Genomic DNA, 20,392 nt, shown 5'->3' with positions numbered 1-20,392 from the left:
CTGCCATGAGAACCCTCGTCTTCTGGTCCGGCATCGTCTGCGCCGCGCTGTGCGGGCTCATCGATCCTGTCTGGGGTTACGGGGTCGTGTTCGTGCTGGCGCTGGTGCAGTTGTCGATGCTGGGCGCCGCCGGCGGCAGCGTGTTCCTGCTGCTTCACTACACGGTGGTTCTCGTCTACTTCTCGCTGGCCCCGGCGATGCAGATTGCGGCCGATGTCGACTTCTGGGAGGTCGGCATCGTCGGGCCGGCCGCGCACACGCAGGCACTGATGCTCGTGCTGCTGTACATGGCCGGGGTGGAAGCCGCTCGGCTGGGCCTGCCCGCGCCGACGGCCGCGCCCTGGCCGGCGCAGCGCGCGCGCGCCGCCGGCGTCGCCCACCCCTTCCTGCTGTTGGGCTGCCTGGAGGTGGCATTCGCCGCGCTCTTCCTTCATACCGACATGAACTTCGTGGCACGCGGCACGCTGGGAGGAGAAGAGAGCACGCCGGTCCAGTACATCGTCTATTCCACGATGCCCAAGCTCGTGGTGCTGATGTGCTTCGTGGTGCTCGCGATCCACGCCCTGCGCCAGCGCACGCTGTGGGCCTGGTGCGCCGCGGGCCTTGCCTTCGCGCTGGCCGCCTTCGCCGCGAACCCGGTCAACACGGCGCGGCAGGTGATCCTGATCGGGCTGCTGCCGCTGCTCATCCATGCCCTGGGGCGCAGGCACCGGTGGACGCTCGCCGCAGTGATCTTCGGCGCCATCGCGGGCCTGGGCCCGGTGCTGAACCTGATCTCGCGGGACGCCATGTGGGGGGCGGAGCTGGCGACCTACCCCTTCAGCCTGGACTTCGATGCGATGTTCGTCGTCGCGGGCATCCTGGAGCGTGCGCCTTCCCCCGAACTCGGCTACGGGCGCTACCTGCTCTCGGCCTTTTCCTTCGTCCTGCCGCGCGAGCTGAAGATGTTCCCGGAGTTCGACCCGCTCGGCTGGCCGGCCGTGCTGGGCAACTTCTCGCAGAGCAACCTGTCGCTGCCGCCCTTCACCACCGCGTACTTCGACTTCGGCCTGGCGGGCCCGGTGCTGCTGGGCTTCGCGGTCTCGGCGGGCTTTCGCTTCGTCGACAAGGCCATCGACCCGCAGCGCACGCTGACGACCGGCTACCTCTGCGCACTGGTGCTGCTGGCCGCCTACGTGCCCTTTTTGCGCGGGCCGATCCTCGGCTGGGGGCCGTTCGCCGTCTCGGGGCTGGTCGCGGCCGTCGTCGCCGGCAGCCTCGCGTCGGGGTTCCGCAGACCGGCAGCCCGCCCCACACCACCGACAGGCCCGGAACGCGCCGGCCTGCCGACGGCATGAGAACGCACGTGCACGGGAGCGACCATGGCCACCTATCTCTTCTACGACACCATCCGGCTCAACGCGTCGGCGGGCGGGGTGCTGAACGTGTCCGAGGTGCTGCTGCAGAGCATGCGCGGCTCGCCGGAGCACCACGTGCAGCCGATCAGCGAGCGCCATCCGCGCCTCTACGCGGCGGCACGGCGGCTGAAGATCAGCCGCTTCATCCTCGACACGCTGCTCTACAACGTCCACCTGGCGCTCGGGTGGCTGCACGGGGAGCGGGTGTACTCGCTGTTCCCGAACTACTTCCTGCCTTTCTCGCTGCTGGCGCCCTTCGGCCGCCACCGGGATTCGATCGTGGTGGTGCACGACGTGCAGTACAAGTCGTACCCGCAGTACTTCACGCTGCTCAAGCGCCTGTGGCTCGACTGGAACCTGCACCGCCTCGCGCGCAGCGCCGCCGACGTGGTCTTCATCAGCCGCAGCAGCCAGCAGGATTTCGAGCGGCACTTCACGCGCTGCGCGCACGCCGCGGTGATCTTCAATCCCGTGGATGCGGGCGCCGTCGCCCATAGCGCCGGCGGCATGATCGCGCCCGGCGGGCGCTACCTGATCGCCGCGTACCACTACTACCCGCACAAGAACTTCGAGGGCATCCTGAAGCTCTTCGTGCGCATGAAGCGCCAGGGCCTGGTCGACTACCTGGACATCACGGGCAACGGCGCGCGCGAGGTCGAACGCATGGTCTCGGCCATGGCGCCCGCGTTCCGCGCCTGCGTGCGCCACCGGGGGCTGGTGTCGCGGGGAGAACTCCTGCGGCTGTACCAGGGGGCGACGGCTTTCATCTCGCTGTCGACCTTCGAGGGCTTCAACCTGTCGGCCGCGGAGGCGGCCACGCTGGGCGTGCCGCTGCTGCTCTCGGACCTGCCGGTGCACCGGGAGCTCTTCGCGGGCTACGCGTTCTTCATCGGCAACGAGTTCGGCGGCCTCGGCGGCATCGAGCGCTACCTGGCCCACCACGAGCGCGCACGCCCCACGTGGTCGCTCTCGCGGGCCTGCACGCCGGGCGCGGTGGCTGCAAGCTACTTCACGTTGAAGCGCAACGCTGCTTCGCTGGCGCAGGCCACGTCATGACGAACCGCGCCCTGCCCCTTCTTCGCGCGCTTGCAGTGCTGGCGCTCGGGCTGGTCGCGTGGGCGGGGCTGGCCGTCGCGACGCGGCCCAACCCGCCGGATGCGCGGGACGTGCCGGGCGTGCAGGGCTTTGGCGTGATGGTGCATTACCTGCCCGACAAGCAGTCCATCGCCGGCATCGGACGCTTCGACGTCGAGGCCTTCGCCGCCGCGCTCGCCGAGATGCGCGCCCACCATCTCATCCTGACGCTCGGCCAGAACAACGGCCAGTTCATCGCGCCGAATGCCGCCCTCGAAGCGCTGTGCCCGCGCAGCGCCGCGCACCGTTCGCCGCGCGACCTGCCGCTGGAGATCGGCCGCGCGCTGCGGCGCCACGGCATCGCGCTGATCCTCTACCTGCCGTTCCGTGCGCCGCAAGGCGACCCCTACCTGATGGACTGCCTCGGCGACGTCTCCGAACAGCTGCCGCCGCCGCCGCGCTTCATCACCGCCTGGTCGGCCGTGATCGAGAGTTGGTCGCAGCACTACGGCGCGCTGGCCACGGGCTGGTGGTTCGACGGTGTCTACAACACGACGGGCATGGCGCCGCTCGGCTGGAACAGGCTCTGCGCGGCCGCACGCAGCGGTGCTCCGACCCGATGGCTGGCCTTCAATGCCGGCGAGGGGGCGGCGCGCTTCGCCCTCAAGAGCGCGCCGTGCCAGAACCTCATGGCGGGCGAGTACCTGCAGCCCACCGCGCGCCTGGCCTCGCCGCCCTCCGAACTCCGGCTGCATGTGCTGACGCCGCTGGGCGCTTCGTGGGCCCAGCCGAGCGCGCCGCGCTTCTCGGCGGTGCAGCTGCGCAACTGGATCGGCGATGCGAACGCCCGCGGCGGAATGCTCACGCTCGACATGCCGCTGGACGCCGACTTCCGCTTCCTTCCCGCCCACGTCGCGCTGGTGCGCAGCGCGACCGCGCCGCGGCCCTGACACGTATTGCCAACCCCCGCCCGATCATGGACCAAGCCCTCCCCTTCATCGTCGTGGAAGACCGCCAGAACAAGGCATTGCGCCTGTGCTGCGAATCCGCGGCCATGGCGGCGGAGCACTTGGTCGTTCTGTCGGACACCGACGCCGGGCCGGCGTATGAGCGCTTCTGCCAGGCCTACGTCCACCTGTCGAGCAACACGCCGGCGTTCGAGAAGATCTGCTTCCGGCGCTACTTTCTCCTGGCGAACTACCTGACGGGGCATCCCGACTGCCGCGCCTTCGTGCTGATCGACAGCGACGTGCTGCTGTTCCGCGGCGTCGGCGCGCACATTGCGCGCCTGGTGGGCACCGCCGACTTCTCCGGCTCCGGCATCCTGCCCACGGACGGCTGGAACCCCTGCCAGATCTCGCCGCACGTGAGCTACTGGACAGCGGGCGGCCTGCGCGACTTCGTCGCCTGCCTCATGCAGATGTACAGCACGCCCGCGGGCCTGCACCAGCTGCGCGACATTGCCGAGCGCTTCGCGGCCCGCAGCGTGCGCGGCGGGGTGTCCGACATGACGCTGCTGTACCTGTGGGCGCAGGCCACGGGCAACACCGTGCCGATCAACCGGGTGCTCGACGGCCAGGTGATCGACCACAACGTCAACGGCGGCACCAACCACTTCGCGCGCGAGTTCCGCGTGCGCGGCGGCGCCAAGCGCCTGGCCTTCGTCGACGGCCAGCCCTGCCTGCAGACGCCGGCGGGCGAAACGGTGCGCGTGCTCGCGCTGCACTTCCAGGGCGCCGCTAAGCTGGCGATGCAGCCCGCGCTGCGTCGCCGGGTGTACACGGTCGCGGCGCTGACCTGGGCGCTGCAGATGGCGCGCCGGGCGAAGAACCGCGCGCACCGCGTCGCCTCGCGCGCGCGACGCATGGCCGACACCCTGGGCTTGGCGCACGCGCCGGCGACGAAGCATCCCGCGGACGGGAGCACGCCATGAAGCCGGCCGCAGGCACCTCGTTCGCGCTGCCCGGTGTGCGCCTTGCGCAGCGCTTCGGCCTGGGAGCGCTTGCGTCGCGGCTGTACGTGTACCTGTCGGGTTTCCTGGCGATCTTTCTCATCGCGGCCCAGGTGGCGCCCGCGCGCTTCGGCGAGTACTCCATCTACCAGTCGGTGCTGGAAGTGGCGCTGGTCGTGGGCACGTTGGGAAGCTCGCTGCTGTTCTCGCGCAATGCCGCGAGCGTGCCGCCGCGGGTGACGCGCGGCGACCTCGTGCGCACGCTGGCGATCGGGCTTCCGCTCGCGGCGGTGCTCGCGGCCGGTGTCGTGGGCGCTCAGCGCCTGCCGGTGGCCGGCGTGCCTTTCATGCTGATCGTGGTGTCGCTCGCGGTCTTCGCCTTCAACAGCCTGCGCCTGTCGTACAGCCGGGGCCTGGGCCATGCGGGCCTGCTCAACCTGGAGTCGGGCGTGCGCGCGACCGTTCTGGTGCTGGGCGTGGCGGCGCTCGCTGCGCTCGGTCTGGAGATCGGCGTGGCGCACCTGCTCGCCATCAACCTGCTGGCCTTGCTGCTCGTGGGCGCGGCCATCGTCCTGCCGACAAATGGCGCAACGCCGCCGGCCGGGCCGCCCGCACTGGCGCTCGCGTCGCAGGCCAGCGCCACGGTGTATGCGCTGCTGACCTTCCTGCTGCGCAAGTCGGACCTGCTGCTCGTGGCGCTCTTCATGCCGCTGGGCTACGTGGGCGCGTTCAAGCTGGCCTTTCTTCTTGCGGAGGCGCCTTCGCAGTTCGTGCAGGCCTTTCTCGTCACGAAGACGCCGGCGATGCTGGACGCCAACGCAGCCAACCTCACGACCGAAAAGCTGCGGCTGGCGCGGCATTCGTTCCTGCTCGGCTGCGTGCTCTTCGTGGGGCTGGCAGGCCTGCTGGCGGTGGCCGCGCCGCTGCTGAAGCTCGGCCCCGAGGCGCGCGACATCTTCGTGTGCATCGCGCCGTACTTCCTGCTGAGAACCTACACGGTCCATCACGAAATGATGCTCTCGCTCAACGCCACGATGGGCTCGCTCGGATGGTGGACGCTGCTGGAGTTCGCACTGCGCATGGCCTCGTACGGCGTCGTGATCTCGCTCTTTCCGGACAAGCCGCACTACGTCTTCTTCATCGCCTTCGTGTCCGACTTCCTGCTGTACGAGCTGCGCATGCGCGCGCTGTTCGGCTTCTTTCCGATCGTGCGCCTGCTGCGCCCGGTCACTGAGAGGTCGCCGTGAAGATCCTGCTGTACTCGATGAACTTCGCGCCCGAGCTGGCCGGCATCGGCAAGTACTCCGGCGAGATGGCCGACTGGCTCCAGGCCCGGGGCCACGATGTGCGCGTGATCGCGGCGCCGCCTTTCTTTCCGCACTGGGCGGTGTTCGCGGGGCATTCGGCCTGGGCCTACCGCAAGACCGAACACAACGGCCTCACGGTCTGGCGCGCGCCCACCTGGGTGCCCGCGCAGCCGCGTGCGCTGGCGCGCGTGGCGCACCTGGTCTCATTCATGCTGTCGAGCCTGCCGCTGCTGCTGGCGCAGGCGCGCTGGAAGCCCGACCTCGTGTTCGTCGTGGAGCCGCCGCTGTTCTGCGCGCCCGCAGTGCTGTGCTTCGCGAAGATGTTCGGCATCAGGTCGTGGCTGCACATCCAGGACTACGAAGTCGATGCGGCTTTCGACCTGGGCCTGTTGCGCGGTGCGCGCGTGCGGCGCGTCGCGCTGTCGCTCGAGCGATGGCTGCTGACGCGGTTCGACCGCGTGTCGACCATCTCCGCGGCCATGATCGACAAGGCACGAAGCAAGGGCGTCGACGAAGGCCGGCTGGTGTTCTTTCCGAACTGGGTGGACATCTCGGCCATCCATCCTGTGCCCGTGGCGGACGGCGGCTACCGGGCCGCGCTGGGCATTGCGCCCGACGCCGTGGTCGTGCTCTATGCGGGCAGCCTGGGCACCAAGCAGGGCATCGAGCTGCTGGCCGAAGCGGCAGGCCTGCTCGCCGGCCGGCCGAACATCCACTTCGTCATCTGCGGCAACGGTCCGAGCCGCGGCCCGCTGATGTCGGCCTGTGCCGGCCTGGACCGCGTGCACTTTCTGGACCTGCAGCCCGCCGAGCGGCTCAACGAGTTGCTGGGCATGGCCGACATCCACGTGCTGCCCCAGCGCGCCGATGCCGCGGACCTCGTGATGCCCTCGAAGCTGGCCGGCATGTTCGCGAGCGGCAAAGCCGTGATCGCCACCGCGCACCCCGGCACCGAACTCGGCAACGCGGTGGCGGGCCGCGGCCTCGTGGTGCCACCGGGCGATGCGGCCGTGCTGGCCGACGCCATCGCGCAGCTCGCGGTGTCGCCGGTCCTGCGCGAAACGCTCGGTGCGGCGGGCCGTGCGTTCGCGCAGGCGGAACTCGACCAGGACGCGATCCTGTCGCGCTTCGAGCAAGCGCTGGTTCGCTGCGTGGCAGACCGAGGCACGACAACGCCGTCCCCCTTGCGCGAGTCCCAACCATGACCCATTCAAAGATTCTCGTGACGGGTGGTGCAGGCTTCGTCGGAAGCCACGCCTGCGTGGCGTTGATCGCGGCCGGCTTCCTGCCGGTGGTGCTGGACACGCTGGTCAACAGCGACCCGCGTTCGCTGGAGCGCGTGGGCCGCATCTGCGGCGTGCAGCCGCAGCTCGTGCGCGGCGACGTGCGCGACGCGGCGGTGCTCGACCGCGTGTTCGCCGAGCACGGGGTCGACGCGGTGCTGCATCTCGCGGGGCTGAAGGCAGTCAGCCGCTCGGTGAGCGACCCGCTCGGCTACTACGACGTCAACGTGGCGGGCAGCCTCGCACTGGCGCGCGCCATGGCGCGCGCCGGCGTGCGCACGCTGATCTTCTCGTCTTCGGCCACGGTCTACGGCGACATCGCACGCTCGCCGATACGGGAAAGCGCGTCGTACGCGGCCGTCAATCCCTACGGGCGCTCCAAGGTGATGGTGGAGCGCATGCTCGCGGACCTCTCGCGCTCCGATCCGCGCTGGGGCATCGCATGCCTGCGCTTCTTCAACCCCATCGGCGCGCACGAGAGCGGCCTGCTGGGCGAACACCCCCAGGGGCCGCCCGACAACCTGGTGCCGTACGTCTCGCAGGTCGCGGTGGGCGAGCGCGGGCACGTCGTCGTGCACGGCAACGACTACGAGACGCACGACGGCACGGGGGTGCGCGACTACGTGCATGTGATGGACGTGGCCGAGGGCCATGTGGCGGCCCTGCGGTACGCGGCGCTGCATCGGGGCCTGCTCACGGTGAACCTGGGCACGGGCCAGGGCGCGTCGGTGCTCGACGTGATCGCGGCGTTCGAACGCGCGTGCGGACACCGCATCGCGGTGCACATCGGGGCGCGCCGTCCCGGCGATGCCGCGGCCTACTGGGCGGACGTGCAGCATGCCCAGGACCGGCTCGGCTGGCGCGCGCAGCGAAGCCTGGACCAGATGTGCGCCGACAGCTGGCGGTGGCAGCTGGCGAATCCGCGCGGCTTCGACGGGCCGGTGCCGGACTTCCCGGTCCGCACCGCCGATGGCACTGCGCCGGCGTCCCTTCCTCACCCACTCCAACCGGGGCAAGACCATGGCTGATCACACGCTCGTTTCTTCTGGCGACCCCGCCTCCGCCGTGATGCCGCCGCGCCACCAGGGCACCGCCACCCCCGTGTGCGCGCCCGCCGCCAGGCTGTGGCCCGACTTCCTGACGGGCCAGGAAAAATCGCCGGTGCGCGTGCTGCTCATCGACGACGACGAATACATGCGCCGCGTGATCGCCCAGGAGCTGCTGTCGGACCTGCGCATCCAGCTCGAAGGCCAGGCGGACAGCATCCGCGAGGGACGCAAGCTGCTGGCCACGCACGCGTTCGACGTGCTGATGGTCGACCTGCGCCTGAGCGACGGCATGGGCTTCGAGCTGATCGCCGAGGCGCGCCGTCAGCATGGCAACGGCGAGATCATCGTCATCTCCGCGCTCGAGGACGATGCGCACGTGCTGCGCGCCTTCGAGCTGGGCGCCACGGGCTATCTGCTGAAGAACGCCTGGCTGCAGAGCTTTGCCGATGCGGTGCTGCACGTGGTGAACGGCGGCGCCGTCATCACGCCGCGGCTGGCGCGGCGCCTGCTGCACCGACTGAACCACCAGCCCCGCGAGCAGCAGCAACAGCAGCCCTTCGGCGGCGCGTCGCCGCCGCACGGGGCCACGCTGACGCCGCGCGAGAGCCAGGTCCTTCGCCACGTCGCGTCGGGCTGCGTCTCCGCGGAGATCGGCGCCAGGCTCGGCATCACCGGCCAGACGGTCAACGTGCACATCAAGAGCATCTACAAGAAGCTGCACGTGCATTCGCGCGCCCAGGCCGTGAACTTCGCCGTTCACACGGGCCTGATCTGAACCGGGCGGCACGCCTTCGAAGCGATCCGATCCATCACCCCCTGCACAAAGGCTGGTCCCCATGAACACCCCCACCATCCATCCCGTGGTCCTGTGCGGCGGCAGCGGCACGCGGCTGTGGCCGCTGTCGCGCAAGGCGTTTCCCAAGCAGTTCGCGCCGCTCGTGGGCACCAAGAGCCTGCTGCACCTCACGCTCGAACGGCTCGCGACGCTGAACCGGACGATCACCTGCGTGGCGTCGGAAGAACACCGGTTCCTGGTGCGCGAAGCGATCGAGAACGCACACGCGCAGGGCCGCCAGATCCTCGAACCCGTGCCCCGCAACACGGCCGCCGCCATGGCCGCGGCGGCCCTGCTGGCCGACCCCGACGACCTGCTGCTCTTTGCGCCCGCGGACCACCACATTCCCGACGTGGCGCTGTTCGAGGCCACGATGCGCAGCGGCGTGGAAGCGGCGCTGGCAGGCCGGATCGTCACCTTCGGCGTGGCGCCCAGTTTTCCGAGCACCGCCTACGGGTACATCGAGGCGGCCGGGGCCACGGGCCATGGCGCCAGCCACGCCGTGGCGCGCTTCGTCGAAAAGCCGACGGCGGCGGTGGCCGCAACGCTGATCCTGCAGGGCAACTACTGCTGGAACGCGGGCATCTTCCTGGTCCAGGCCCGCACGCTGGTCGAGGCACTGCGCACACATGCGCCCGACATCCTCGCCACCTGCGAACGCGCGACCGCCGCGGTGTCGGTCGACGGCAGCTTCGTGCGCCTGGACCCCGAAGCCTTCGAAGGCTGCCGCAGCGAGAGCATCGACTACGCGGTGCTCGAGAAGCACGCCGACGTCGCGGTGGTGCGCTTCGAGGGCGCCTGGAGCGACGTGGGCAGCTGGAACGCGGTGGCCCAACTGCACCCGGCCGACGAGGCGGGCAACCGCGTGAGCGGCGCGGGAAGCGTGCTGAACTCGCGCAACACCTTTGTCCACGCGCCGCATCGGCCGGTGGTGGCGCTCGGCACCGAGGACCTGATCATCGTGGACACGCCGGACGCGGTGCTGGTCGCAGGTGCGGACTGCGCCGAACAGGTGGCCGAGGTGGTGCGCATGCTGGCACGCGAAGGCACGGTCGAAGCCACCGAGCATCGCCGCGTGGTGCGGCCCTGGGGCGCCTACGACAGCATCGACACGGGCGAGCGCTTCCAGGTGAAGCACCTGACCGTCAAGCCCGGCGGCAAGCTGTCGCTGCAGATGCACCACCACCGCGCCGAGCACTGGATCGTCGTCAAGGGCACGGCCAAGGCCACGCGCGGCAGCGAAGTGCTGCTGGTGCGGGAGAACGAGTCGATCTACCTGCCCTCGGGCACCATCCACCGGCTCGAAAACCCCGGCAAGACCCTGCTGGAGGTGATCGAGGTGCAGACCGGCAGCTACCTCGGCGAAGACGACATCGTGCGCTTCGACGACACGTATGGCCGCTGCCCTGCGGCCGAGAAGCGCGAGGCGCTCGCGATGTCATCGGCTGTACCGCTTGCGGTCGAACGCGGCGTCGATGCGCCGGCCTGAGCCGTCCCTCATCTCATCTCACCTCACCTGACTGAAGCCATGAAAAAACGTGCTGTCGTCACTGGCATAACCGGACAAGACGGGGCGTACCTGGCCGAGCTGCTGCTGGGCAAGGGCTACACCGTCTACGGGACCTTTCGCCGAACCAGTTCGGTGAACTTCTGGCGCATCGAGTCGCTCGGCATCCAGGACCATCCGGAGCTTCATCTGGTGGAGTACGACCTGACGGACCTGGGCAGTTCGCTCACGCTGATCAGGGATACGGAGCCCGACGAGATCTACAACCTGGCGGCGCAGAGCTTCGTGGGCGCGAGCTTCAACCAGCCCGAAGCCACCACGAACATCAACGGCCTGGGCACCCTTCACCTGCTCGAAGCGATTCGCCTGACGAACCGCAAGATCAAGTACTACCAGGCCTCGACGTCGGAGATGTTCGGCAAGGTCCAAGCCGTTCCGCAGAAGGAAGACACGCCCTTCTACCCGCGCAGCCCGTACGGCGTCTCCAAGCTCTTCGCCCACTGGATGACGATGAACTACCGTGAGAGCTACGGCATCTTCGGTTGCTGCGGCATCCTCTTCAATCACGAGAGCCCGTTGCGCGGCCGCGAATTCGTGACGCGCAAGATCACCGACGCAGCGGCGAAGATCAGGCTCGGCAGGCTCGACGTGCTCGCGCTGGGCAATCTGGACGCCAAGCGCGACTGGGGCTATGCGAAGGAGTACGTCGACGGCATGTGGCGCATGCTGCAGGCCGACAAACCCGACAACTACGTGCTCGCCACCCACCGCACGGAAACCGTGCGGGAGTTCGTCGACATGGCGTTCAGGGCCACGGGCTGCGAACTCCGGTTCGAAGGGACGGCCCAGGAGGAAATTGCCGTCGACCGCAAGACCGGCAAGGTCCTCGTGAAGATCGATCCGAAGTTCTATCGCCCGGCGGAAGTGGAACTGCTCATCGGCGATGCGTCGCATGCCAGGAAGACGCTGGGCTGGGAGCCCCGCACGACGCTGGAGGAACTGTGCACGATGATGGTGGAGGCCGACCTGCGGCGCAACCGCGAAGGCCACTCCTTCTGAGCGCACCGGAGTGCGCTGGCCGCGCGGCAGGCCCGCCTTGAATTGCACTGGGATTGCGCAGGACAAACGAAAACGGCACCCGAAGGTGCCGTTTGTCGTAGGTCTGATTGGTGGGCGGTGGAGGTTTCGAACCTCCGACCCCAGCAGTGTGAATGCTGTGCTCTACCCCTGAGCTAACCGCCCTGAGACACTGCTTTTGAGTTCAGTGTCTTGAACACGTATCGCGCTGTGCGAAGCCTCAGATTATGCCACAGCTTTTCAGGCGTTTTGGCGGAACACCGTTTTTCCACCGCTGGATTTGTCGAGTTGCGACAACACCGCCTCGTGCGCGGCGAGTTCATGCTCGGCAGCCGCGATCACCGGCAGTTCGAACTGGCTCAGGTCGACCGCCACGACCGTCATGCCTTGGGCAGGCTCGTTCGAGGCCACATCGATCAGCAGCGCATCCTGCCCGCGCGTGAGATTGATGTACACGTCGGCAAGCAGCTGCGCGTCGAGCTTGGCGCCGTGGAAGGTGCGGTTCGAGCGGTCGACACCGAAGCGGTCGCACAAGGCGTCGAGCGAGTTGCGCTTGCCGGGGTAGACCAGCTTGGCCATGGCCAGCGTGTCGGTCACTTCGCTCACGAAGGTCTTGAGCGGCGGCAGGCCGGCGCGCTCGAATTCCTTGTTGAGAAAGCCGACGTCGAAGGCCGCGTTGTGGATGATCAGCTCGGCGCCGCGCAGGTACTCGACGATGTCCTTGGCCAGCGTGGCGAACTTCGGCTTGTCGCGCAGGAAGTCGGTGGTCAGGCCGTGGACCTTGAGCGCGTCCTCGTGGCTCTCGCGCTCCGGGTTGAAGTAGATGTGCAGGTCGTTGCCGGTGAGCTTGCGCGCAAACAGCTCCACGCAGCCCAGCTCGATGACGCGGTCGCCGTTCTCCGCAGACAGGCCCGTGGTTTCCGTATCAAGAACGATCTGACGACTCATGCGTGCCCCCAGTCTCGGCACTTCGTGTCCTCGCCGCCCCCCGAGGGGGTGCGAGCTTGCTTGGGGCGGCCCGGCGCTGCGCTCATCAGTGGTTTTCCTTGGCGTGGTTGATCGTGTACTTGGGAATCTCGATCGTCACATTGTCCTGCGCCAGGATGGTCTGGCAGCTCAGGCGCGACTGCGGCTCGAGGCCCCAGGCACGGTCGAGCAGGTCTTCTTCGCCTTCCTCGGCTTCGTTCAACGAATCGAGGCCCGCGCGCACGATCACGTGGCAGGTGGTGCAGGCGCAGCTCATCTCGCAGGCGTGCTCGATGTTGATGTCGTTGTCGAGCAAGGCCTCGCAGATCGAGGTGCCGGCGGGCGCGGTGATCTCGGCGCCTTGCGGGCAGTACTCGGGATGCGGATAGATCTTGATCGTGGGCATGAAATTGTTCTGTCTACAGGGATTCGACCTTGCGGCCTGCAAGCGCGCGTGCAATGCCCGCGTTCATGCGCTGGGCGGCAAAGGCTTCGGTGTCGTTGGCCAGCGTCTTCGTGGCGGCTTCGATGGCGGCGGCTTCGTTGCTGCTCTTGGCGGTTTCGCGCAGCTGTGCCATCGAGGCGTCGATGGCGGCGCGCTCGTCGGCACTCAGCAGGTCGCCGTCGGCATCGAGCGCGCTTTGCGTGGCCAGCAGCATGCGGTCGGCATCGACGCGCGATTCGACCAGCGCGCGGGCCTGCATGTCCTGCTGGGCGGTGGAGAAGCTCTCCTGCAGCATGGTCGCGATCTGGTCGTCCGACAGGCCGTACGAGGGCTTGACCGCCACGCTGGCTTCGACACCGCTGCCCTGCTCCTTGGCGCTCACGCTCAGCAGGCCGTCGGCATCGACCGTGAAGGTGACGCGGATGCGCGCCGCACCAGCCGCCATTGGCGGAATGCCGCGCAGCGTGAAGCGTGCGAGGCTGCGGCAGTCGGACACGAGGTCGCGCTCACCCTGCACCACGTGCAGCGCCAGCGCGGTCTGGCCGTCCTGGTAGGTCGTGAAGTCCTGTGCCATCGCGGTCGGGATTGTCTGGTTGCGCGGCACGATGCGCTCGACGAGGCCGCCCATCGTCTCGATGCCGAGCGACAGCGGGATCACATCGAGCAGCAGCAGTTCGCCTGCGCCGTTGTTGCCGGCCAGCTGGTTGGCCTGGATCGCGGCGCCGAGCGCCACAACCTCGTCGGGGTTCAGGTTGATCAGCGGCTCGCGACCGAAATGCTCGGCCACGGCGCTGCGGATCTGCGGCATGCGCGTGGACCCACCGACGAGCACGATGCCCTGCAGGTCTTCGGGCTTGAGCTTCGCGTCGCGCAGGGCCTTGCGCACGGCTGCGAGGGTGCGATCGGTCAGCGCCTGCGTGGCGGCAAAGAACTGCGCACGGGTCAGCGTGAACTCGGCATTGCCGCCCGTCAGCGCGGCGCTGAAGAGGACCGACTCGGCATCGGTCAGTGCTTCTTTGGCGGCACGCGCGGCCACGAGCAGCGCCGCGCGGTCGTTGTCGTTGCCAGCCTGCCGATCGGTCTGCGCGAGCACGAAGTCGGCGATGGCGTGGTCGTAGTCGTCGCCACCGAGGGCCGAATCGCCCCCCGTGGCGATCACTTCGAACACGCCTTGCGTGAGCCGCAGGATCGAGATGTCGAAGGTGCCGCCGCCCAGGTCATAGACCGCGTAGACGCCTTCGCTCGCGTTATCGAGGCCGTAGGCAATGGCTGCGGCGGTCGGCTCGCTGATCAGGCGCAGCACGTTCAATCCTGCGAGCTGCGCCGCGTCCTTGGTCGCCTGGCGCTGGCCTTCGTCGAAGTACGCCGGCACGGTGATGACGGCGCCGTAGAGCTCGTCGTCGAAGGTGTCTTCGGCGCGGTAGCGCAGCGTGGCCAGGATCTCGGCGCTGATCTCGACGGGCGACTTCTCGCCGGCCGAGGTCTGCACCTTGACCATGCCGCCGTCGTCACCGCCGATGCGATACGACATGGCCTCGCGGTTCGCGATGTCCGCCAGGCCGCGGCCCATGAGCCGCTTGACCGAGGTGATGGTGTTGGCGGGGTCTTGCGCGCGCGCGGCCACGGCATCGAAGCCGATCTGGCGGCGGTCGCCGTCGAGGTAGCGCACGGCCGAGGGCAGCAGCACGCGGCCCTGGTCGTCGGGCAGGCATTCGGCCACGCCGTTGCGCACCGAGGCCACCAGCGAATGCGTGGTGCCCAGGTCGATGCCCACGGCGATGCGGCGCTGGTGCGGGTCGGGCGCCTGGCCGGGTTCGGAAATCTGAAGAAGAGCCATAAGGGCTTATTGTCCCAACTGATCGAATTTTTTTTCGACGTCCTCGCCGAAGCGCTCAATGAACATGAGGGCTCTCACTTGCTGAACGGCACCGGGGTAGTCGCCCTTCTCGTCGATCAGCCAGTCGAGCGACGAGAGTGCGCGGGCGCGGGTGCTTTCGACGTCCGCTTGCAGCACCTCGACGGCGGCGATGTCGCAGGCGTCGTCGAGCGCTTCGCGCCATTCCATCTGCTGCATCAGAAAGGCACCCGGCATCGCCGTGTTGTTCTCGGCATTCAGCGGCGCGCCGTTGAGTTCGCAGAGATAGCTCGCGCGACGGATCGGGTCCTTGAGCCGCTGGTAGGCCTCGTTGATGCGCACCGACCACTGCATGGCCACGCGCTGCGCCGCGGCGCCCTGCGCGGCAAAACGGTCCGGGTGCACCTCGCGCTGCAGTTCCTTCCAGCGCGCGTCGAGCACGGCGCGGTCCTGTGCGAAGGTCGCCGGGACGGCGAACAGTTGGAAGTCGGTGTCGTTGAGGTTCATCAGACTGCCTGCCGGGCCGCGCTAAAGATCAAGAAAAAACCGCCAGCACATGACATGGTGGCGGCTGTGGTCGCAGTCAGCGACGATGCATCAGATGCGAAAACTTTCGCCGCAGCCGCAACGGTCGCGTTCGTTCGGGTTGATGAACTTGAAGCCCTCGTTCAGGCCTTCGCGCACGAAGTCGAGCTGCGTGCCGTCGATGTAGGCCAGGCTCTTCGGATCGACCAGCACCTTCACGCCGTGGTCTTCGAACACCACGTCTTCAGGCGTGAACTCGTCGACGTACTCAAGCTTGTAGGCCAGGCCCGAGCAGCCGGTGGTCTTCACGCCCAGCCGCACGCCCACGCCCTTGCCCCGTTTGCCGAGGTAGCGGGTGACGTGGCGCGCAGCGGCTTCGGTCAGCGTGACGGCCATCTCAGTGAACAGCAGCTTCGGCGGTCGACTCGGTCTTCACGCCGTGCTTCGCCTTGTAGTCGCTCACGGCCGCCTTGATGGCGTCTTCCGCGAGGATCGAGCAGTGGATCTTGACCGGCGGCAGCGCCAGTTCTTCGGCGATCTGCGCGTTCTTGAGGGCCGCTGCTTCGTCGAGCGTCTTGCCCTTGACCCATTCGGTCACGAGCGACGAGGACGCGATGGCCGAACCGCAGCCGTAGGTCTTGAAGCGTGCGTCTTCGATCACGCCGGTTTCGGGGTTGACCTTGATCTGCAGCTTCATCACGTCGCCGCAGGCCGGTGCGCCGACCATGCCGGTGCCTACCGAGTCGTCACCCTTTTCGAAGGAGCCGACGTTGCGGGGATTTTCGTAGTGGTCGATGACCTTGGAAGAATATGCCATGGTGTACCTCTCAAACTTTGTTCAATCGTGGAGCCGTGGGCTGGCCTGGGTCAGTGGGCCGACCACTGGATCGTGCTGATGTCGACGCCGTCCTTGAACATCTCCCACAGGGGGCTCAGCTCGCGCAGCTTGGCGACGTTGTGCTTGATGGTCGAGATGGCGTAGTCGATTTCTTCTTCGGTCGTGAAACGGCCGATGGTCATGCGCAGGCTGCTGTGGGCCAGCTCGTCGCTGCGGCCCAGGGCGCGCAGCACATAGCTGGGCTCCAGGCTGGCCGAGGTGCAGGCCGAACCCGACGACACCGCCAAGCCCTTGATGCCCATGATCAGCGACTCGCCTTCGACGTAGTTGAAGCTCATGTTCAGGTTGTGCGGCACACGCTGCTCGAGGTCGCCGTTGATGAACACCTGCTCCACGTCTTTCAGGCCGTCGAGCAGACGCTTCTGCAGGCGGCGCGCATGGGCGATGTCGTCCTTCATTTCGAGCTTGGCAATGCGGTAGGCCTCGCCCATGCCCACGATCTGGTGCGTGGGCAGCGTGCCCGAGCGCATGCCGCGCTCGTGGCCACCGCCGTGCATTTGCGCTTCAAGTCGGATGCGCGGCTTGCGGCGCACGTAAAGCGCGCCGATGCCCTTCGGACCATAGGTCTTGTGCGAAGCGAGGCTCATCAGGTCGATGGGCAGCTTCGTGATGTCGATCTCGACCTTGCCGGTGGCCTGGGCCGCGTCGACGTGGAAGATCACGCCCTTTTCGCGGCAGGCATTGCCCAGCGCGACCACGTCCTGGATCACGCCGATTTCGTTGTTCACGAACAGCACGCTGGCCAGGATGGTGTCGGGGCGGATGGCCGCCTTGAACTTCTCCAGATCGACGAGACCGTTTTCCTCGACGTCGAGGTAGGTCACTTCGAAACCCTGGCGCTCGAGTTCGCGCATGGTGTCGAGCACGGCCTTGTGCTCGGTCTTCAGGGTGATCAGGTGCTTGCCCTTGCCCTTGTAGAACTGGGCCGCGCCCTTGAGGGCCAGGTTGATCGACTCGGTGGCGCCCGACGACCAGACGATTTCACGCGGGTCGGCATTGATGAGGTCGGCCACCTGGCCGCGCGCCTTTTCGACCGCTTCTTCGGCTTCCCAGCCCCAGGCGTGGCTGCGCGATGCCGGGTTGCCGAAATGTTCGCGCAACCAGGGAATCATGGCGTCGACCACACGCGGGTCGGCCGGCGTGGTGGCGCCGTAATCGAGATAGATCGGGAAATGAGGAGTGACGTCCATGGCTGGCTCGGGCTGGCGTGGGGGTTGTGTTCTGGGATCGGGGCAAACTCAGGCGATGCCCGCAGGCACCGCCCGACTCATCAGGTCAGGACTTCGCGAAGACGTTGCCGAGAGCGAAGACCGAATTCGGCGCATTCACGCGAATGGGTTTGACCACCGGCTGGGCCGAGATGGCGCGCTTGACGACCGGCTTGTTCTCGATCTGCACGCCCTTGGCGATCTGGTCGTCGACCAGCTTCTGCAGCGTGACGGAATCGAGGAACTCGACCATGCGCTGGTTCAGCGAGGCCCAGAGTTCGTGCGTCATGCAACGACCCTGCTCACCGAGACAGTTTTCCTTGCCGCCGCACTGCGTGGCATCGATCGGCTCGTCGACGGACACGATGATGTCGGCGACCGTGATGTCTGCCGCCTTGCGTCCGAGGCTGTAGCCGCCGCCGGGGCCGCGGGTCGACTCGACCAGCTCGTGGCGGCGCAGTTTGCCGAACAGCTGTTCGAGGTACGACAGCGAAATCTGCTGCCGCTGGCTGATCGCAGCCAGCGTGACCGGACCGGTGTTCTGACGCAACGCCAGATCGATCATTGCTGTGACCGCAAAACGGCCTTTGGTAGTGAGACGCATCGCAAGCTCCTTCAAGTGCTTACCGTTGAAATGACACCACAGCCTTGGGCCGCGGTGACTTCGTCTCCGCCCTGCCCGCCCCTGACGCTGGTGAACCAGTCGGTAGGAGTCGGTCCTTCATCGCGAAGTTCTTTGTTGTTGAGTATTTCGGTCAAGTATAGCAGAAGCCCCCGAGTTCTGCTCGGGTAAACCCCAGCGCGGCTCGCTTGAAGAAAGCGAACTTATGACCTAGCCAAAATCAGGCCGCCAGCCCCGGAATGTTGTCGCCGCCCGATGCCCCGAATGCCTGCTCGCGCAGCAGCGCCAACTGGTCGCGCACCCGGGCCGCTTTCTCGAATTCGAGGTTGCGGGCGTGCTCCAGCATCTGCTTTTCGAGGCGCTTGATTTCCCGCGCGATGTCTTTCTCGCTCATGTCCTCGACCTTGGCGCGCTCCAGGTCGAGCTTGGCCATTTCCTTGCCGGTCTTCTCGCTGTAGACGCCGTCGATCAGGTCGCGCACCTGCTTCACGATGCTGCGCGGCGTGATGCCGTTCGCCTCGTTGTGGGCGATCTGCCGGGTGCGGCGGCGCTCGGTTTCGCCGATGGCCTTCTTCATCGACTCGGTCATCCGGTCGGCGTAGAGGATGGCCTTGCCGTTCAGGTTGCGCGCTGCCCGGCCGATGGTCTGGATCAGCGAACGCTCGGCACGGAGGAAACCTTCCTTGTCGGCGTCGAGGATCGCCACCAGTGACACCTCGGGAATGTCCAGCCCTTCGCGCAGCAGGTTGATGCCCACCAGCACGTCGAAGGAGCCCAGGCGCAGGTCGCGCAGGATTTCCACCCGCTCGACCGTGTCGACGTCGCTGTGCAGGTAGCGCACCTTCACGCCGTTGTCGCCCAGGTAGTCGGTGAGCTGTTCGGCCATGCGCTTGGTCAGCGTGGTGATCAGCACGCGCTCGTTCTTCTCGACGCGGATGCGGATCTCGCCCAGCACATCGTCGACCTGGTGCGTGGCGGGACGCACTTCAACTTCGGGATCGATCAGCCCGGTCGGCCGCACCAGCTGCTCGACGACGTTGCCAGCATGGTCTTTTTCGTACTGCGCGGGCGTGGCCGACACGAAGATGCACTGGCGCACCCGCTTTTCGAACTCCTCGAGCTTGAGCGGCCGGTTGTCCAGCGCGCTCGGCAGGCGAAAGCCGTACTCGACCAGCGTGACCTTGCGCGCCCGGTCGCCGTTGTACATGGCGCTGAGCTGGCCCATCATCTGATGGCTCTCGTCGAGGAACATCAACGAGTCCTTCGGCATGTAGTCGGTGAGCGTCGCCGGCGGGTCGCCGGGCTCCGCGCCCGAGAGGTGCCGCGTGTAGTTCTCGATGCCCTTGCAGTGGCCGATTTCGGCCAGCATTTCCAGGTCGAAGCGCGTGCGCTGCTCCAGGCGCTGCGCCTCGACCAGCTTGCCCGAGCCGGTCAGTTCCTTGAGCCGGCCGGCCAGCTCGATCTTGATGGTTTCCACCGCCGCCAGCACCTTGTCGCGCGGCGTCACGTAGTGGCTCGACGGGTACACCGTGAAGCGCGGCACCTTCTGGCGGATGCGCCCGGTGAGCGGGTCGAACAGCTGCAGCGATTCGATCTCGTCGTCGAACAGCTCGAAGCGGATCGCCAGTTCGCTGTGCTCGGCCGGAAACACGTCGATGGTGTCGCCGCGCACGCGGAACGTGCCGCGCGCAAAGTCTTGCTCGTTGCGCGTGTACTGCATGCGAATGAGCCGCGAGATCAGGTCACGCTGGCCGACCTTGTCGCCGACGCGGGCAATCAGCCGCATCTCCATGTAGTCCTCGGGCGTGCCGATGCCGTAGATGGCGCTCACCGTGGCCACGATGACCGTGTCGCGCCGCTCCAGCACGCTCTTGGTGGCCGACAGGCGCATCTGCTCGATGTGCTCGTTGATCGACGAATCTTTCTCGATGAACAGGTCGCGCTGCGGCACGTAGGCCTCGGGCTGGTAGTAGTCGTAGTAGCTCACGAAGTACTCGACGGCGTTCTTCGGAAAGAACTCGCGGAATTCGCTGTAGAGCTGCGCCGCCAGCGTCTTGTTGGGCGCGAACACGATGGCCGGACGGCCCAGCCGGGCGATTACGTTGGCCATGGTGAAGGTCTTGCCCGAGCCCGTCACGCCCAGCAGCGTCTGGTACACCTCGCCGTCGAGCACGCCGGCCACCAGCCCCTCGATCGCCTTGGGCTGATCGCCCGCCGGTGGATAGGGCTGGAACAGCTCGAACGGCGAGCCGGGGTAGCGGATGAATTCGCCCTGTTTCGCCGGCCCGATCGGGTCGACTTTCTTCAGGTCTGCTATGGCTTCGGTGTTCTCTGGCATGGCTGTTCCCGACAGGTGGCGTGGCGCCGGTAAAATTCAAGGCAACCGGAAAGGA

General features: G+C 67.3%; 19 protein-coding genes and 1 tRNA gene. 10 read left to right on the top strand and 10 right to left on the bottom strand.

Annotated elements, in window-relative coordinates; all coding sequences use genetic code 11:
* The first annotated feature begins 5 nt into the window (after positions 1-5).
* From GFK26_RS22005 to gmd, 10 genes are all read left to right on the top strand, one after another.
* Positions 6-1,337 (top strand): hypothetical protein, encoded by a 1,332-nt coding sequence (locus GFK26_RS22005; RefSeq protein WP_153283862.1) that lies wholly within the window; start codon positions 6-8, stop codon positions 1,335-1,337.
* Between the two features lie 24 nt (positions 1,338-1,361).
* Positions 1,362-2,453, top strand: coding sequence for a glycosyltransferase (locus tag GFK26_RS22000; protein ID WP_153283861.1), 1,092 nt, complete (start codon positions 1,362-1,364; stop codon positions 2,451-2,453).
* Positions 2,450-3,421: a hypothetical protein gene (locus GFK26_RS21995; protein WP_153283860.1), complete on the top strand. Its 972-nt coding sequence runs from the start codon at positions 2,450-2,452 to the stop codon at positions 3,419-3,421. Before GFK26_RS22000 ends, GFK26_RS21995 begins: the two co-directional genes overlap by 4 nt.
* Before the next feature lie 26 nt (positions 3,422-3,447).
* A complete protein-coding gene (locus GFK26_RS21990; RefSeq protein WP_153283859.1) occupies positions 3,448-4,404 on the top strand; it encodes a hypothetical protein in 957 nt (318 codons plus the stop codon).
* Positions 4,401-5,669 (top strand): lipopolysaccharide biosynthesis protein, encoded by a 1,269-nt coding sequence (locus tag GFK26_RS21985; RefSeq protein WP_153283858.1) that lies wholly within the window; start codon positions 4,401-4,403, stop codon positions 5,667-5,669. The genes GFK26_RS21990 and GFK26_RS21985 overlap by 4 nt, the downstream gene beginning before the upstream one ends.
* Positions 5,666-6,934 carry a glycosyltransferase WbuB gene (locus GFK26_RS21980; RefSeq protein WP_153283857.1) on the top strand — a complete coding sequence of 423 codons (1,269 nt, stop codon included), beginning with the start codon at positions 5,666-5,668 and terminating at the stop codon, positions 6,932-6,934. Before GFK26_RS21985 ends, GFK26_RS21980 begins: the two co-directional genes overlap by 4 nt.
* On the top strand, positions 6,931-8,040 hold the full coding sequence (galE, locus tag GFK26_RS21975; RefSeq protein WP_153283856.1) for a UDP-glucose 4-epimerase GalE: 1,110 nt from the start codon (positions 6,931-6,933) through the stop codon (positions 8,038-8,040). The genes GFK26_RS21980 and galE overlap by 4 nt, the downstream gene beginning before the upstream one ends.
* Positions 8,033-8,836, top strand: coding sequence for a LuxR C-terminal-related transcriptional regulator (locus GFK26_RS21970; RefSeq protein WP_373696490.1), 804 nt, complete (start codon positions 8,033-8,035; stop codon positions 8,834-8,836). Before galE ends, GFK26_RS21970 begins: the two co-directional genes overlap by 8 nt.
* Before the next feature lie 61 nt (positions 8,837-8,897).
* Positions 8,898-10,385, top strand: coding sequence for a mannose-1-phosphate guanylyltransferase/mannose-6-phosphate isomerase (locus tag GFK26_RS21965; protein ID WP_153283855.1), 1,488 nt, complete (start codon positions 8,898-8,900; stop codon positions 10,383-10,385).
* Positions 10,386-10,424: 39 nt separating this feature from the next.
* Positions 10,425-11,462, top strand: a complete 1,038-nt coding sequence (gene gmd, locus GFK26_RS21960; protein WP_153283854.1) for a GDP-mannose 4,6-dehydratase — start codon at positions 10,425-10,427, stop codon at positions 11,460-11,462.
* A 108-nt stretch (positions 11,463-11,570) separates the two neighbouring features.
* On the opposite strand, the gene GFK26_RS21955 is transcribed toward gmd, so the two are convergent.
* From GFK26_RS21955 to uvrB, 10 genes are all read right to left on the bottom strand, one after another.
* Positions 11,571-11,645 (bottom strand) — tRNA-Val (locus GFK26_RS21955).
* A gap of 75 nt (positions 11,646-11,720) precedes the next feature.
* Positions 11,721-12,428 carry a DNA polymerase III subunit epsilon gene (gene dnaQ, locus GFK26_RS21950; protein WP_153283853.1) on the bottom strand — a complete coding sequence of 236 codons (708 nt, stop codon included), beginning with the start codon at positions 12,426-12,428 and terminating at the stop codon, positions 11,721-11,723.
* 85 nt (positions 12,429-12,513) lie between these two features.
* Positions 12,514-12,852 carry an ISC system 2Fe-2S type ferredoxin gene (gene fdx, locus GFK26_RS21945; RefSeq protein WP_056580060.1) on the bottom strand — a complete coding sequence of 113 codons (339 nt, stop codon included), beginning with the start codon at positions 12,850-12,852 and terminating at the stop codon, positions 12,514-12,516.
* Positions 12,853-12,865: 13 nt separating this feature from the next.
* Positions 12,866-14,728, bottom strand: a complete 1,863-nt coding sequence (gene hscA / locus GFK26_RS21940; protein ID WP_153283852.1) for a Fe-S protein assembly chaperone HscA — start codon at positions 14,726-14,728, stop codon at positions 12,866-12,868.
* A 6-nt stretch (positions 14,729-14,734) separates the two neighbouring features.
* The gene (gene hscB, locus GFK26_RS21935) at positions 14,735-15,253 is read right to left on the bottom strand and encodes a Fe-S protein assembly co-chaperone HscB (protein ID WP_153283851.1); all 519 of its coding nucleotides are present in this window, start codon (positions 15,251-15,253) and stop codon (positions 14,735-14,737) included.
* Positions 15,254-15,343: 90 nt separating this feature from the next.
* A complete protein-coding gene (iscA, locus tag GFK26_RS21930) occupies positions 15,344-15,667 on the bottom strand; it encodes an iron-sulfur cluster assembly protein IscA (RefSeq protein WP_007828190.1) in 324 nt (107 codons plus the stop codon).
* A gap of 1 nt (position 15,668) precedes the next feature.
* The gene (iscU, locus tag GFK26_RS21925; protein WP_153283850.1) at positions 15,669-16,088 is read right to left on the bottom strand and encodes a Fe-S cluster assembly scaffold IscU; all 420 of its coding nucleotides are present in this window, start codon (positions 16,086-16,088) and stop codon (positions 15,669-15,671) included.
* 50 nt (positions 16,089-16,138) lie between these two features.
* A complete protein-coding gene (locus GFK26_RS21920) occupies positions 16,139-17,359 on the bottom strand; it encodes an IscS subfamily cysteine desulfurase (RefSeq protein WP_153283849.1) in 1,221 nt (406 codons plus the stop codon).
* 85 nt (positions 17,360-17,444) lie between these two features.
* Positions 17,445-17,981, bottom strand: a complete 537-nt coding sequence (gene iscR, locus GFK26_RS21915; RefSeq protein ID WP_056580055.1) for a Fe-S cluster assembly transcriptional regulator IscR — start codon at positions 17,979-17,981, stop codon at positions 17,445-17,447.
* A 238-nt stretch (positions 17,982-18,219) separates the two neighbouring features.
* Complete coding sequence (uvrB, locus tag GFK26_RS21910) at positions 18,220-20,337, bottom strand: excinuclease ABC subunit UvrB (protein ID WP_153283848.1); 2,118 nt, start codon at positions 20,335-20,337, stop codon at positions 18,220-18,222.
* Between the last annotated feature and the right edge of the window lie 55 nt (positions 20,338-20,392).

Origin of the sequence: Variovorax paradoxus (assembly GCF_009498455.1) — a bacterium.
GTDB lineage: Bacteria > Pseudomonadota > Gammaproteobacteria > Burkholderiales > Burkholderiaceae_C > Variovorax > Variovorax paradoxus_H.
Note: the sequence above shows the minus strand (reverse complement) of the source record. Positions and strands in the feature narration are given on the sequence as shown.